Annotated in this window: 11 protein-coding genes and 1 rRNA gene; 3 read left to right on the top strand and 9 right to left on the bottom strand. The window is 62.2% G+C overall.

Annotated features, from left to right (window positions below; all coding sequences use genetic code 11):
- A 16S ribosomal RNA gene (locus tag VEJ16_05380) occupies nt 1–697 on the bottom strand; the annotation flags it as partial.
- Between the two features lie 609 nt (nt 698–1306).
- On the opposite strand from VEJ16_05380, the gene VEJ16_05385 reads away from it, so the two are divergent.
- A complete protein-coding gene (locus VEJ16_05385; GenBank protein HYB09083.1) occupies nt 1307–2671 on the top strand; it encodes a M23 family metallopeptidase in 1365 nt (454 codons plus the stop codon).
- A gap of 22 nt (nt 2672–2693) precedes the next feature.
- Here the strand turns inward: VEJ16_05385 and clpB are convergent, their stop codons facing one another.
- Nucleotides 2694–5291, bottom strand: a complete 2598-nt coding sequence (clpB, locus tag VEJ16_05390) for an ATP-dependent chaperone ClpB (protein HYB09084.1) — start codon at nt 5289–5291, stop codon at nt 2694–2696.
- 264 nt (nt 5292–5555) lie between these two features.
- On the opposite strand from clpB, the gene VEJ16_05395 reads away from it, so the two are divergent.
- Together VEJ16_05395 and VEJ16_05400 are read left to right on the top strand one after the other, a co-directional pair.
- Entirely contained in the window at nt 5556–6761 is a 1206-nt protein-coding gene (locus tag VEJ16_05395; protein ID HYB09085.1) for a patatin-like phospholipase family protein, read from the top strand.
- 35 nt (nt 6762–6796) lie between these two features.
- Complete coding sequence (locus tag VEJ16_05400; GenBank protein ID HYB09086.1) at nt 6797–7564, top strand: MOSC N-terminal beta barrel domain-containing protein; 768 nt, start codon at nt 6797–6799, stop codon at nt 7562–7564.
- Nucleotides 7565–7604: 40 nt separating this feature from the next.
- Here VEJ16_05400 and VEJ16_05405 read toward each other — a convergent pair whose 3' ends face one another.
- The 7 genes from VEJ16_05405 to VEJ16_05435 all read right to left on the bottom strand — a co-directional run bounded on the left by VEJ16_05405 (nt 7605) and on the right by VEJ16_05435 (nt 15359).
- On the bottom strand, nt 7605–8054 hold the full coding sequence (locus VEJ16_05405) for a DUF4167 domain-containing protein (GenBank protein HYB09087.1): 450 nt from the start codon (nt 8052–8054) through the stop codon (nt 7605–7607).
- A gap of 250 nt (nt 8055–8304) precedes the next feature.
- Nucleotides 8305–9162 carry a peptide chain release factor N(5)-glutamine methyltransferase gene (gene prmC / locus VEJ16_05410; GenBank protein HYB09088.1) on the bottom strand — a complete coding sequence of 286 codons (858 nt, stop codon included), beginning with the start codon at nt 9160–9162 and terminating at the stop codon, nt 8305–8307.
- Entirely contained in the window at nt 9159–10232 is a 1074-nt protein-coding gene (gene prfA, locus VEJ16_05415; protein HYB09089.1) for a peptide chain release factor 1, read from the bottom strand. The genes prmC and prfA overlap by 4 nt, the downstream gene beginning before the upstream one ends.
- Nucleotides 10229–11557 (bottom strand): glutamyl-tRNA reductase, encoded by a 1329-nt coding sequence (gene hemA, locus VEJ16_05420; protein HYB09090.1) that lies wholly within the window; start codon nt 11555–11557, stop codon nt 10229–10231. The genes prfA and hemA overlap by 4 nt, the downstream gene beginning before the upstream one ends.
- Before the next feature lie 7 nt (nt 11558–11564).
- A complete protein-coding gene (gene hisS, locus VEJ16_05425) occupies nt 11565–12809 on the bottom strand; it encodes a histidine--tRNA ligase (GenBank protein HYB09091.1) in 1245 nt (414 codons plus the stop codon).
- A 14-nt stretch (nt 12810–12823) separates the two neighbouring features.
- On the bottom strand, nt 12824–13966 hold the full coding sequence (ispG, locus tag VEJ16_05430; GenBank protein ID HYB09092.1) for a flavodoxin-dependent (E)-4-hydroxy-3-methylbut-2-enyl-diphosphate synthase: 1143 nt from the start codon (nt 13964–13966) through the stop codon (nt 12824–12826).
- Nucleotides 13967–14120: 154 nt separating this feature from the next.
- Nucleotides 14121–15359 (bottom strand): RodZ domain-containing protein, encoded by a 1239-nt coding sequence (locus VEJ16_05435; protein ID HYB09093.1) that lies wholly within the window; start codon nt 15357–15359, stop codon nt 14121–14123.
- Nucleotides 15360–15507: the final 148 nt, after the last annotated feature.

Here is a 15507-nt window from a genome sequence, read left to right on the forward strand (position 1 = left end):
CCAGAGAGCCGCCTTCGCCACCGGTGTTCTTCCCAATATCTACGAATTTCACCTCTACACTGGGAATTCCACTCTCCTCTTCCGATCTCAAGCCGACCCGTTTCGGGCGCCCATCCCAGGTTGAGCCCGGGGCTTTCACACCCAACGCGATCGACCGCCTACGCGCCCTTTACGCCCAGTAATTCCGAACAACGCTAGCCCCCTTCGTATTACCGCGGCTGCTGGCACGAAGTTAGCCGGGGCTTCTTCTCACGCTACCGTCATCATCCTCGCGTGCGAAAGAGCTTTACAACCCTAAGGCCTTCATCACTCACGCGGCATGGCTGGATCAGGCTTGCGCCCATTGTCCAATATTCCCTACTGCTGCCTCCCGTAGGAGTCTGGGCCGTGTCTCAGTCCCAGTGTGGCTGATCATCCTCTCAGACCAGCTACCGATCACCGCCTTGGTGGGCTCTTACCCCGCCAACTAGCTAATCGGACGCGGGCCCCTCCCAGGGCGCATCGCTGCTTTGCCCCTCAGGGATCGTGCGGTATTAGCCACCGTTTCCAGTGGTTATCCCCCACCCCGGGATAGGTTCCCACGCGTTACTCACCCGTGCGCCACTCTCCACCCCCCGAAGGGGGCTTCCCGTGCGACTTGCATGTATTAGGCCTGCCGCCAGCGTTCGTTCTGAGCCAGGATCAAACTCTCAGGTTGACTGCGCGACGATCCCCAAGGCCTCGGCCCCAATCCAGAAACAAGCCCAGATCAAAACCAAACCCCCGAAAACCGCTCGAGCCAACAGAGCCGTCCTGCACAAGCGTATCTCTTCACGCGAAACCCAATCCAAAAATCAGGCCCCGCGCCTCAAGACACGCAGGCAAAACAGCCAAACGCTCCCGCATCCGCCGCCGCCTGCGCATCCCTTCCTCTCTCAACAATGTCAATCAGCCGACAACAAACCGCTCCGGCAACGGGTTTTTCGCCCGCCCGGCAGCGGAGTGGGCGGCGGTTATACGCCGCACCCCCCAGCCTGTCAAACGCTTTTCCGCGAAAATCGCGTCCCTTCGACCGCATTAACGAATCTTCGATCACACCCTCATGGACACATCGCAATTCATTGATTCGATGCACAAGCGCACCTCTGTCGGTCGAGGTTCGACCGAGAAACGTTAATTGACAGGCGCGCGTGGCATAGGCATCTTTCTCGCGTAAACATCGAATCACCCGGGACCTACCCGCGGTTCAAACGAGGCGTGAGACCGAGGGGGCGTTAATGGTCGCGACGCGGCCAGGCCGTTGAAGTGGAATAGGCGCGATTGCGCCATGCTGGTGGTGGCGGTAGCCGTCGGATTTGTCGGGTCGATCGGGCTCGGCCAAATGGCGGCACGGCATGTCATGCGGATGGACCCGCCCGGCGGCATCGACGAGGCCATTGCCCGCGCGCAAGAGAACAAGAGCGCTCGCTGGTGGAGAGCCGAGCGCATGCCGATCCTCCTGCCAAACCCAGGCGTTCGAAACCGCGCCGCTTCTGCACCCATTCGGCCTGCGGTCGTCGAACGAACCGTTCTTGCCGGCAAGGGCGACACACTGATCGATCTTCTCGTGCGTGGTGGCGCATCGAACCCCGACGCACGTGACGCGGCCGACGCAATCCGAATCGTCTTCGATCCGCGAAGCATCCGGCCCGGCGTCCCCCTGACGCTCACCTTCGGTCGACCGGAGTCTGCCGACCCGCACGATTCGAGCCAAAGCCGCCTCTTGAAGGTGAGCCTGCCGACCGCTGTCGATCAGAGCGTCAAGATCGAACGCGGCAGCGACGATGCATTCAATGCACGCAAGGAGGCGCACCCCCTCAGCCGCGAGGTCGTGCGGAATAGTGCTGTGATCCGCACGAGCCTCTATGAGGACGGGGTTGCCGCAGGCCTGCCGCCATCTTTGCTTGCCGAGCTGATTAGCGCCTTCAGCTACGACGTGGATTTTCAACGTGACATCCAGGTGGGCGATCGTCTCGAGATCGCTTACGAGTGCTACAGCGACGCCTCCGGCCGCCCCGTGAAGACGGGCAATGTCGTCTATGGCTCGCTCACGCTCTCAGGCCGCATGCTCAAAATATACCGCTATCAGCCGCCGGGCGGATTCGCCGATTACTTCAATGAAAAGGGCGAGAGCGTTCGCAAGGCCCTCTTGCGCACGCCGATCAATGGCGCACGACTCACCTCCGGATACGGAATGCGCAAACATCCCCTTCTCGGCTTCAGCCGGATGCATAAGGGGGTCGATTTCGGCGCTCCGACCGGGACGCCGATCATGGCGGCCGGGGACGGTGTCGTCGAAATTTCGACGTTCAACTACAGCTACGGCAACTACGTGCGCCTACACCATTCGGGCCCCTATGGGACCGCCTATGCACATATGAGCCATATCGCGAGCGGGATCGTAAAAGGGGTGCATGTGCACCAAGGCCAAGTCATCGGCTATGTCGGCGCCACCGGCCTCGCGACAGGACCGCATCTTCACTACGAGGTTCTCGTCAACGGCGTCCAGGTCAATCCCGCCTCGATCAAGGCGCCGACAGGCGTCATCCTTTCCGGTGCTATGCTCAAATCCTTCGAGGATGAGCGCACATCGACCGATGCGGCGCTCGCCTCGCTACCCACCGCGGCGAGCATGACCCGGAGTACGTTTTAGCACATGGTTCAACCGGGCAGCGTCACGCGGCTTTCTCGGTGACCTCAACGCCGTTGATTGAGAGCACACCACCCTTCGCACTCACGCGCACCGTTTCGCCGTCGCGAACCTTGCCTTCGAGGATCAGGGTCGCAAGCGGGTTTTGCAAACTGCGCTGAATGACGCGCTTCAGCGGCCTGGCGCCGTAGACGGGATCGTAACCGGCATTCGCGAGCCATGCGCGCGCGGCCTCGTCCAGCTTGAGCGAAATCTTTCGCTCGGCAAGGAGCTTCTCGACACGCTTGAGCTGGATGTCGACGATTGCGCCCATCTGCTCGCGCGTCAGTCGCCGGAAAATCAGGATCTCGTCGAGGCGGTTGAGGAACTCCGGCCGAAAATGGGCCCGCACGATTTCCATAATTCGCCTGCGTACCGCTTCGGCCGCCTGCTCTTCCGTTTGCTGAGCGAGAATCTCGCTGCCGAGATTCGACGTCATCACAATGAGCGTGTTGCGGAAATCGACGGTGCGTCCCTGCCCGTCGGTGAGCCGGCCGTCGTCCAGCACCTGGAGCAGGACGTTGAACACGTCGGGATGCGCCTTCTCGACCTCGTCGAACAGGACGACCTGATAGGGACGGCGGCGTACCGCTTCGGTCAGCGACCCTCCCTCCTCATAACCGACATAGCCGGGTGGTGCACCGATCAAGCGCGCGACCGAATGCTTCTCCATGAACTCCGACATGTCGATTCGCACCATTGCCGATTCGTCGTCGAAGAGAAACTCCGCGAGCGCTTTGGTAAGCTCGGTCTTGCCGACGCCGGTTGGGCCCAGAAAAAGAAATGATCCGAGGGGCCGATTCGGATCCTGAAGTCCCGCGCGCGCGCGCCGCACCGCGTTCGCGACGGCGATCACGGCTTCGTCTTGCCCGACCACGCGGCGCCCCAGGTTCGCTTCCATCTGGAGGAGCTTCTCGCGCTCGCCTTCCAGCATCTTGTCGACGGGGATGCCCGTCCAGCGCGAGACGACCGCAGCGATATCCTCGGCCGTGACTTCCTCCTTGAGCATTGCCTGCTCGGTGACGCCTTCTGCCGCCTTGAGCTTTTTCTCAAGGTCTGGAACGACGCCGTAAAGCAGCTCTCCCGCGCGCGCCCAATTTCCTTGGCGCTGCGCGCTCTCGAGCTCGTTTTTCGCTTGGTCGAGTTTCCCTTTGAGCACCTGTGCGCTTGCAAGCTTCTCCTTCTCTGCTTTCCAACGCGAAGAAAGTTCGGCCGCTTGAGACTCGAGCGATTTGAGCTCGTCATCGAGCTTCTTGAGACGTCCCTTCGACGCAGCGTCGGATTCCTTCTTGAGCGCTTCGCGTTCGATCTTCAGCTGAATGATGCGCCGATCGAGTTCATCGATCTCTTCGGGCTTCGAATCGACCTCCATGCGCAGTCGGCTCGCCGCCTCATCGATCAGGTCGATCGCCTTGTCGGGCAGGAAACGGTCGGCGATATAGCGGTGCGAGAGCGTCGCCGCGGCAACGATCGCGCTGTCGGTGATGCGCACACCGTGGTGAAGTTCGTATTTTTCCTTGAGGCCGCGCAGGATCGAAATCGTATCCTCGACGCTTGGCTCGGAAACGAACACGGGCTGGAAGCGGCGCGCCAGGGCTGCGTCCTTCTCGATGTGCTTACGGTACTCGTCGAGGGTCGTGGCCCCGACGCAGTGAAGCTCACCGCGCGCGAGGGCTGGCTTGAGCATGTTCGAGGCGTCCATCGCCCCTTCCGCCTTTCCCGCACCGACGAGCGTGTGCAGTTCGTCAATGAACAAAATGATCTCGCCTCCGGCAGCGCCGATCTCTGCCAGCACGGCCTTGAGGCGCTCTTCGAATTCGCCGCGGAACTTGGCCCCGGCCACGAGTGCGCCGAGATCGAGCGCCATTAGACGCTTGTTCTTGAGGCCTTCGGGCACGTCGCCATTGACGATCCGCTGCGCAAGTCCTTCGACAATAGCCGTCTTGCCGACACCGGGCTCGCCGATGAGGACGGGATTATTTTTGGTGCGCCTTGCCAGCACCTGGATGGTGCGACGGATTTCCTCGTCGCGGCCGATGACCGGATCGAGCTTGCCTTCGCGGGCGGCCTGTGTGAGGTCGCGCGCGTATTTCTTGAGCGCGCCGTAGCCTTCCTCGGCGGAGGCGGTGTCGGCACGGCGGCCCTTGCGCACCTCCTCGATCGCGTGGTTAAGCGACTGTGGCGTCACGCCAGCGTCCTTGAGAGCCTTCGCGGAAGGTGTGCCGGTGGCGAGTGCGAGTGCGAGCAGCAACCGCTCGGCGGTCACGAAGCTGTCGCCCGCCTTCTCGGCCATCGTTTCCGCTTGCTCGAACACGCGAGCGAGTTCGGGCGTGAGATAGACCTGGCCGGCACCGCTGCCTTCGACGCGCGGTATCTTCGCAAGCTCGCTCTCGGTCGCCGCGAGCGCTGTCGCGGGGTCGCCGCCCGAGGCGCGAATGAGATTGGCGGCCAACCCCTCTTTATCGTCGAGCAGAACCTTCAGCAGATGCTCCGGTCCGAGCCGCTGATGACCGCTGCGAAGCGCCAAGGTCTGGGCCGATTGAATGAACCCCTTGGAACGCTCGGTATATTTTTCCATGTCCATTGGACTGCATCCTTTCTTATGCCCCCTCTGCGAGGCGGGCCGGAACGGTGCAACGTCTCGCCTGAGCGGCGGACGCACGTGTCGGGCCCCGAATATGGGCGCCCGCATCGGGCATATGGTCCCGCTCGCTGAACGACACAAGGTGCCGAGCCGTCAATTCACCCCAATTTTGTCATCCCATTGCCTCCGACGCATGGCAACCTATATTGCAATGCACAATGATTTTACTTGCATTCTACCTCGATCCCCAGCGAGGATACCGCAATGCAATATAAAGTCGCTGACGTCCCCGCGCAGCTTCGATGGACCCGGCGCAACCGCCTCAAGACGTTTCTTGACGACCTTGGCCGACGGCTCGCACGTCTTGGCAATCGCGAGCGCGGGATAGACGCCGATCGAAGCAAAACCGCATCCATTCCGACGCAACGCCGCGCGCAGCACGACGTCGGTGTGCGGCTTTTGCTCGCACTCCAGGGTGGGGGCGCACATGGTGCGTTCACCTGGGGCGTTCTCGACCGCCTGCTCGAGGAAGATTTGCGGATTGAAGCGATCAGCGGCACGAGTGCCGGGGCACTCAACGCGGTAGCGCTTGCCGCCGGCTACGCGGAAAGCGGACCTCAAGGTGCGCGAGCCAAACTCGAGGCCCTTTGGCAGGCGATCGTTCGTGCCGGGCGATTCAATCCGCTCCAGCCGACAGCGCTCGAGCGCTTCGCACTCGGCTGGAACGCCGACAGCGCGTTCTCGCAAGTGCTTCTCGATCTATGGGCGCGCATCGTATCGCCGTACCAGGCCAATCCGCTTGGCGTGGACCCCTTGCGCGAGATCGTCGTCGAGCTCATCGATTTCGAGTCGCTCAGAAAACCCGATGCAATTCGCCTCTTCATCGCGGCGACTCGCGTTGAGAGTGGCGCAAGCCGCATCTTCACGAACGACGAGATTTCCACCGATGTCGTCGTCGCATCGGCCTGCCTGCCAACGGTGCATCAGGCGATTCGGCTCGACGACGGGCATTATTGGGACGGTGGGTTCAGCGCAAATCCCCCATTGCTACCGCTCATCGAGTACAGCGATGCGGCCGACCTCGCCCTCGTCCGCCTCAATCCCTCGTATGAGCAGGGTGTTCCCGTCACGGCGAGCGAAATCCAAGCGCGCATCAATCGGATCGTGTTCGAAGCCCCCTTGAAGCGCGAGCTTGACGTTCTCGCGCGCCTGCGACGCGGCTTCGCCGAGTCGGGCGTCACCGAAACCCCACTCGCCCGCCGCCTCGCCGCCCTCCGCCTGCACGAGATCGCCGCCGATGACGTCATGCGCAAGCTTGGGACATCGAGCAAGCTTCATCCGGATATGCTGCTTGTTCGCTATCTCAAGGGCGTGGGGCGCGAGTCGGCGGGGCGCTATATCGCGGCACTCGGCCAATCGGCGCTCCCACGGCGGCCCGCCAACGATAATCGGCTCAATGCGGCGATTTGAGTTGAATTGAGCGGAAAGGGCTAATATTGCCCGAGATGCAACCGAACCTCGTCGACATTTACCGTTATCCCGTCAAGGGATTGAGCGCGGAAGCGCTTGAGCGCGTCACGCTCGAACCCGGCAAACGCTTGCCCGGGGACCGTCGCTTTGCGATCGCCCATGGCGGGGGGATGAATCTCGGTCCGAGTGCTGACTGGCAACAGAGGGATGCATTCCTGATGCTGGCGCGCTACGAGCGCCTCGCCCTCCTCGAATCGCACCTTGACGCGGCAAGCGCCGTGCTGACGCTCACCCGCAACGGTAAACAAGTGGTGCGCGGCGATCTCCGCACCGCACTCGGCCGCACGCTCGTCGAGCAATTTCTTGCCGCCTTCATGAATGCGGAGAGTCGTGGTGCGCCCAAGATCGTCGAGTCACGCGAGGGCGGCTTTACCGACGTGAGCCAGCCATGGATTTCGATCGTCAACCTCGCGAGCGTGCGCGACCTTGGATCGCGCATCTTGCGCGCCTCGGTCGATCCAATCCGATTCCGAGCCAATCTCTATCTCGACGGCCTGGCACCGTGGCGGGAATTGGACTGGGTCGGCCGCGAACTGACAGTAGGAGCCGTCCGCTTGCGCGTGTCCGAGCGCATTCAGCGTTGCGTCGCAACCAACGTAAACCCTCAGACGGCTAGTCGCGACCTCAACATTCCGCGCGCATTGACTACCGGGGTCGGACATTGCGACATGGGAATTTTCGCCGAGGCAATGAACGCTGGGGAAATCATTCGCGGCGACGAGGTATCTGTTCCCGACGACTGAGACCGAAGTATCCGGCGCATAAGACGTTATAGCGCGATAGCTAATACGGCTGCGGCTCCGTCCCGTCGGGCGTGCCATTGATGGGGGACGCTTGTCCCTGGCCGCCATCGCGCTGACCGTTGCCGTCGCCGTTGTTATGACGGATTTCCGGTTGCTGGCCGCCACCACCCTCGAAGGCGTCGAAGTCAAGCCGCGCTGGGGTGCCGCCATTGCTGTTGATGATGCGATAATAGTGCTCCGCGTGTTGAAAGTAGTTCTCCGCCGCGACACGATCGCCCGAGGAGTGGGCGTCGCGCGCCATGAGGAGGTACTTCTCATGGAGCTGATAGGCATTACCGCGCATCTTGCCGGTTGGGCCGCTGCTGTCGAGGGTCTGCAGACGCATTGGGGCGTTCGGCTTTCGCCCCTGACCCATATGACCCTGATTTTGTCCATGACCGTGACCGTTGCCCCGGCCACGCGACCGCTTTGCGTTGGGACCTTGTCTCATCGCACCTTCACTTGGCTTTTCAATATTGTCTTATATGCGCGAACTTCTTCTATGAGAGTCTCGCAGTTTTGCTCCACAGCCAGCCCGCGAAGCTCCATACGGAGCGCCGCCAAAAGGCTCGGTAGGGATGTGTTGTCTGATTTGCTAGGCGCGCGTTTCGAACCACGCCAGCGTTCCTCATAGCAGAAACAATACCCCTACGCTACCGCTTTTCAAGATGCCCCTTGCCCATCGAGGGAGCCGGGGGCACTCAGAGCGGCGTCATAATAAGACATCGTTCGATTCCCGCAAGGTCCCAACAACGTTTGACAGTGAAAATCCCTACGGCAGCAAAAATCTTTTCTACATCATTGGCTTGACCCGCACCGATTTCAAGAATTGCGAGGCTGTTCGCGCCGAGGCGGCGGGCGAGCGCGGGCGCCAGGACCCTATAGCAGGCAAGGCCGTCCGGTCCTCCCGCAAGTGCCATTCGCGGCTCGTAGCGCGCCACTTCGGGTTCCAGCCCCACGATCGAGCAGTCCGGAAGATAAGGTGGATTCGAGACGACAAGATCGAAACATCCGTCGACGCAGGCATCCCAGTCGCCGACCGCGATTAGCGCTCGCGAAGTAAGACCGAGCTCACAAGCGTTTTCGCGCGCAACGTGCGCCGCGCGCGCGCTTCGTTCGACACCGACGCCCTTTGATTCGGGCAATTCCGAAAGAAGGGCGAGCAGCAAGCAGCCCGTTCCCGTGCCGAGGTCGAGCAGCCGGTATGATGCATTGCGACCGGGCAAACAGGACAGTGCCGCCTCGACGAGGATTTCGGTCTCAGGCCGCGGCGTAAGCGTATCCGAGGTCACGATGAAGGGCAGGCTCCAGAATTCGCGCCGCCCGACAATCTGTGACAACGGCTCACGCGCAATTCGCCTCGAAAGCAGCGATTCGAACCGCTCGGACTCCTCGCGCGAAAGCGGCCGCTCCGGGTATCCCACGATCCTCTCAACAGTTAGACCGGTTGCATGCCGCAACAATAATCGCGCGTCGAGTTTCGATCCGGATACTCCCGCCGCATCGAGTCGACGGACCGCCCGCTCCATTGCGGACGCAATATCGTGCGTTCGGATCATGCAAGCTCCGAAAGTCGTGCCGCTTCATCTTCGGCGATGAGCGCATCGACAATCTTGTCGAGCGCTTCCCCCGAAAGGATCCGCTCGAGGTCGTAGACCGTCAAATTGATGCGGTGGTCGGTAACGCGGCCTTGGGGAAAGTTGTAGGTTCGAATGCGCTCCGAACGGTCGCCGGTGCCGACCTGGCTCTTGCGCTGGGCCGCACGCTCGGCCTCGCGCCTCGTGCGTTCCGCCTCATAAAGGCGGGCGCGCAGGATCTTGAGTGCCTTGGCTTTGTTCTTGTGCTGCGATTTTTCGTCCTGCTGCTGAACGACAATGCCGGTTGGCAGATGCGTGATGCGCACGGCGCTGTCGGTCGTGTTGACCGACTGGCCACCCGGCCCGCTCGAGCGGAAGACATCGATGCGCAGATCCTTTTCGTCGATTTGAACGTCGACCTCTTCGGCCTCGGGCAGCACCGCGACCGTCGCGGCCGAGGTGTGAATGCGACCGCTTGCCTCGGTCGCCGGCACGCGCTGGACACGGTGCACACCGGACTCGAATTTGAGACGCGCGAACACGCCGCGCCCGTTGATCTCGGCGATCACCTCTTTGTAGCCGCCAATACCCGTGTCACTCAGTTCCATGATTTCGACCTTCCAGCCATGGACGTCCGCATAACGCTGATACATCCGGAAGAGATCGGCCGCGAAGAGGGCCGCCTCTTCGCCACCCGTGCCGGCACGTATTTCGAGGATGGCGCTTCTGTCATCCGCGGCATCCCTCGGCAGGAGCAAACGCTGCACCTGGTGTTGAAGCTCGGGTAATTTCCCCTTGAGTGCGCGATGTTCGTCTTCCGCCAGCGATTTCATTTCGGGGTCTGCGTTGACATCCGCGATCATCGTTTCGAGATCGGCGAGCTCCTTCGTCGCCCTCCTGAGTTCCTCGATGCGCCCGACCACGGAATCAAGCTCCGAGTACTCCTTCGAAAGACGCACGAAGGTCTGCTGGTCGAGACCGCCGCGCGCGAGCGAGTCGGCGATGTCATGGTAGCGGGCGACGATGCCATCCAACTTCCGCTCGAAGCTCACTTCTTCATCTCCCTGTCGAATTCCTTGAGAAATTGCTCATCACCGGGCGAATTCTCACCGGCATCGAGGCGAAACAACCGCTGCAATAGCCGCTCCGCGAGCGCACGATCTCCACGCTCGTCAACGTCCGCGCCCAGTGCCCGCAAGACTTCGGATGGGTCGTGCAGCAGGCGATTGATCAGAAGGCGCGTCGCCTCTCCCGCATCGACCCGTCCCCCTTGCGCCAATACCTCTTCGCGCACGCGCTCGAAATGGCGGCGAAGCGCCACGAGCATGGGCACCGCCGCACGCTCGGCCCTGGCGCGCTCGAAGGCGGCAAGCTCATCGTCGACGATCCGCCACGCCGCGTCCGCGGCCGCTTCGCGATTGACCCGGCCAGCCAAGGCCAGGCGTTCGAGGTCGGCCAAATCGTAAAGATAGGCATCGTCGACCCGATTGACGGCACCTTCGACATCGCTCGGCACGCCAAGATCGATCAGATAGACAGGACGGCGGCGGCGGCGGCGCAGAACATGCTCCATCATCTCGCCGGTCACCAAGTACTTCCCGAGGCCTGCATTGGTGATCACCACGTCCACGTTCGTCAACGCCGAAGCAAAGGTCGCAAAATCCGTGAAGTGGCCGTCAAGGCGCCGCGCCAGAGCCTCGGCCCGCGCGAAATTGGGCGCTGTTACGATCAACCGTGTGAGTCCTGCGCGCTTGAATTCCTCGGCGAGGTATTGGCCCATTTCGCCGCTGCCAACGACGAGAGCAGTAAGATGTTCGAGTTCGCCATGGACCTCGCGGGCAAGCTCGATCGCGGTCGCCACAATAGAAACCGGACCCAAAGCGATCGCGGTTTCGCTTCGTACTCGTTTGGCAGCACCATACGCTGCCTGAAGGGCTGTTTCGAGTTCATTGCCGATCGTACCTGCATCGCGCGAGAGCCGATGGGCCGCTTTCAACTGGCCGAGCACCTGCGGCTCGCCGACCACGGCGCTGTCGAGCGACGCCGCAACACCGAACATGTGACGCAATGCCGATGCGCCCGAGAGACAATAAAGTTGACCTTCCAGGGTTGCAGGATCGAGCCTCGCCCGTGCGGCGAGTTCGGCGGCGACGACGCGGCGGGCCGCATCGCGATCCGATGCAACCCCCTCGATCTCGACCCGATCGCAGGTCGACAACACGAGCGCCTGTCCAATACCGCGCTGGCCGAGGCGGCGGAGGAATGAATGTGCCGCCCCATCCTCGACAAAGATCAAGTCCCGGAGGGTGGCGGTACTCGAGCGATGATTGGCGCCGACCACAACGAAATCGGCCGGCGCATGTGCGCCGCCGGCCATGGCTTCGCTATCGCTCCTCTGCGAGACGATCTGCGAGCGCTCCGAGCGGCAGTTCAGCCTGGGCACCGGTGTCGAGATTGCGAAGTGCAACGCTGCCGCGCTTCAGTTCATCCTCGCCGATCAAGACTGCCGCACGAGCATTGAGCTTGTTGGCGCGCTTCATGCGACGGGAGAGATTTCCGCGAAATCCGAGTTCGACGGAAATACCTCTGTGGCGCAAGTCACGCGCCAGGCGAAGCGCGACCTGCTCCGCGTCCTCGCCGATCGGGATGACTGCGACGGGTCGCTCTGGTGCCGGCGCTTCCTTCGCCAGCATGGCCAAGCGCTCGATCCCGCCGGCCCAGCCGACTCCCGCCGTGGCTGGACCACCCATCGCCTCGGCAAGTCCGTCGTAGCGCCCGCCCGCGAGCACGGCCCCCTGTGCGCCGAGTGTCGTCGTCGTGAACTCGAACACGGTATGGCAATAATAATCAAGGCCGCGCACGATCCGCGGGTTGAGCACGAACGATATGTCAAGTGCGCTGAGCCGGTCCTGCACGGTCTTGAAAAAATCGCGCGACGCCTCGTTCAGGTAATCGAAAAAGATCGGCGCATCGGCGACGATGCGCTTATCGCCATCGTCCTTCGAATCGAGAATGCGCAATGGGTTGCGCTCGAGACGAAGGCGGCTATCCTCGGACAGCCCTTCGTGAAAGCGCGATAGATAGGCGACAAGGGCACCGCGATAGGCCGCACGGCTTTCGAAGTCGCCGAGTGTGTTGAGCTCTAGCCTCGTCTTTTCAAGGATGCCAAGTTCCTCGAGGATGTGTGCGCCGATCGCGATCACTTCGACGTCGCCCTCGGGCTCGGGTGCGCCCAATAACTCGATGTCGATCTGGTGGAACTGGCGGTAACGACCTTTCTGCGGCCGCTCGTAGCGGAACATCGGCCCCGTGCAGAAGAACTTGAGCGGCAAATTCTGGGTAAGCCCGCCGGAGATGAGTGCGCGCATGATGCCCGCAGTCGCCTCCGGACGCAGCGTGATCTGTTCGCCGCCGCGGTCGGTGAAGGTGTACATCTCCTTGGTCACGATGTCGCTCGTGTCGCCGAGGGTGCGCTTGAACACCTCGGTGAATTCGAAAATCGGTACGGCGATTTCTTCGTAACCATAGAGGGCGGAGATTCGACGCGCCGCATCGACGACCTGGCGCTGGCGCCGGCTTTCGTCGGGCAACAAGTCCCTCGTGCCGCGAACCGGCTGCAGATCGGCCAATGAAATCTCCGTGGTTACTCGGCGGCGCTCCGCCGCTCAGCCTCTGTCCTCGCCTTTTCGGCCTCGATCTCGGCAGCCCGCTTTTCGACGAGCTCGACGAGATGATCGACGATCTCGTCATCGGAGCCGTGAAGTACGTGATGCTTCTCGCCGTTGATATAGACCTGATGCGAGGTCTTGCCCCCGCCGGTGAGGCCGATCATGGTCTCCCGCGCTTCGCCCGGCCCGTTCACCACGCAACCGATGACCGAGAGCGTCAGGGGTGTCGTGATGTGCGCTAGCCGTTTCTCGAGCTTGTCCACGGTCGGGATCACGTTGAAGTTTTGCCGCGCGCAGGATGGGCATGAGACAAGATTGACGCCGCGGGAGCGCAAGCCGAGGGATTTGAGAATGTCGAAGCCAACCTTCACCTCCTCGACCGGATCGGCGGAGAGGGAGACGCGGATCGTATCGCCGATTCCAGCCCACAGGAGAGAGCCGATGCCAATCGAGGATTTGATCGTGCCGGTGCGCAATGCGCCAGCTTCGGTGATGCCCAAGTGCAGCGGATAGTCGCATGCCTCGGCGAGGCCGTGGTAGGCAGCCACCGCGAGGAACACGTCGGACGCCTTCACGCTGATCTTGAATTCGCGAAAATCCTCGTCCTCCAACATCTTCGCATGATTGAGCGCACTTTCGATGAGCGCTTCGGGACATGGCTCGCCGTAGCGCTCGAGCAATTCTCGTTCGAGACTGCCGGCGTTCACGCCGATCCGCATGGAGCATCCGTGATCGCGTGCGGCTTTGACCACCTCCCGCACACGCGCCTGGCCGCCGATGTTGCCCGGATTGACCCGCAGACAAGCGGCCCCCGCCTCGGCCGCCTCAATCGCGCGTTTGTAGTGAAAATGAATGTCGGCCACGATCGGCACCTTCACCGCGCGGACGATCTCCTTGAGGGCTGCAGTGGACGCCTCGTCCGGGCACGATACGCGCACGATATCCGCACCCGCCGCCTCCGCCTGGCGGATTTGCTCGACCGTCGCCGCGGCGTCAGCCGTCAGCGTGTTCGTCATGGTCTGCACCGCTATCGGCGCATCTGCGCCGACGGGGACCTTGCCGACGTGGATCTGGCGGCTTTTGCGCCGATGGATATCGCGATAAGGCCGAACGCTCATAAGGTATTCCTTGGGATTGTGCAACAACCTGCGGGTTTATAACGCATATCCGGACAGCGGACTAGGGCGAGGGCCAAGGCGTCGGGATGGAAATTCAAGCCCTTATATGGGCGGCCCCGGTGGCGATTGGCAAGTCCCCGCCGAAAATCGGCGGTTACTGGCTGCCCGCCGTACCGGTCGCGATTTTGTCGGGATCGAGCGCGATGTTGCGCCGAACCGCACCTTCCGGACCAAGGGAAGGGGCAGATCTGCCGTCAACCCATACCTCGAGTGCACCGGCATTGCCCGTGAGGAGGGTGAGACCTGGCTGGTTTGGCACCTTGTAGGAATCGCCGGCGCGCATCATGCGGGTCCATACGACGTTACTGTCCCTATCTCGCACCTGTACCCAACTTTCCTGCCGCGCCGTCAAAGTGATCCGCGAAGCCGTATTGGTCTCGCCGTAAACGTGCGGCTCAGCCGGCTTGACCGAGGCGATTTGCTCGGCTGGCGGTGGAGAGTTCGTCATCGTCTCGTCGGCCGGTGGAGGTGTGCTGGCAGCCGACGTTGCCGAGGGCTGCGATGTCGTTCCCGACGCCGCCGATCTCGCCGATATATCAGCCGGTTTGGGCGCCGGAGTCGGCACAATCGGGCCCGCCTCGGACGAGGCCACGTCCGGTGCAGAACCTGTCGGCGCCGTCTGAATGGCAACAGGCGACGGTGGCGGTTCGGTGGGCGCTGCAGTGCCGGGGGCCGTCGAGCCGACATTGATCGTCCCCGTCCCATTGGGTCCTGGTGCGGTCGTGTCGCTGCTCGTGGGCGAAGGACTACTCGCCTGCGCCTCGGAGGGTGTCGGCGCGGGGGTGGATGGCATTGGCGATGGCGCCAATTGCGGGGTGCTGCTCGCGGGTGCGTTGCCGCTTACAAGATTGGATGGAGGCGGCACTGCGGTATCGATTTGCGCCGTGTGCTTTTGCTGCCAGGAGTTCCAGCCGATATAAACGCCGACCGCGAGCACGAGGGCGGCGATGAGGAGTGTTCCTCCCGGGAAACGGCCCTCTTGTAAGGGTTCGGGAAAGACAAGGGCCTGACGGCGGCTCATTCCACGCGACTCTTCCTTGAAGCGACGGACGATCTCGCGGCTGTCGAGGTTGAGATATTCCGCATATGTTCGCACGAATCCAAGCGCGTAGGTCGGGCCGGGGAGTTCGGAGTACTTCGCATCCTCGATTGCGCGAAGGTACGCATGCTGAATCCGGAGCGCATCGGCGACGTCCCGCAGATCGACGCCCAATTTCATGCGCGCGTCCCGCAATATGGACGCAATGCCATCGGGATCGGCGGCGGTAGTGCCGGCAGGGCGGTTCAGGTGCTCGTCGACAATCCCGGGATTGTGCCGCTTGGGCTCCGCCATTTCGCTTGTGCTCTTGCTTTCACTGACCTTAGCGATTGTCGAACGTCAATCGCCGGTGCAAGCCTCCCGCCGGTCGTCTCTCGAGCTGGCTTCGAGGCGGACCGATCCGTTAGGGCCCGCACTGCGGACGCTCGGTGGGATCTAGGTC

This window comes from Alphaproteobacteria bacterium (assembly GCA_035625915.1).
Classification (GTDB): Bacteria; Pseudomonadota; Alphaproteobacteria; order JACZXZ01; family JACZXZ01; genus DATDHA01.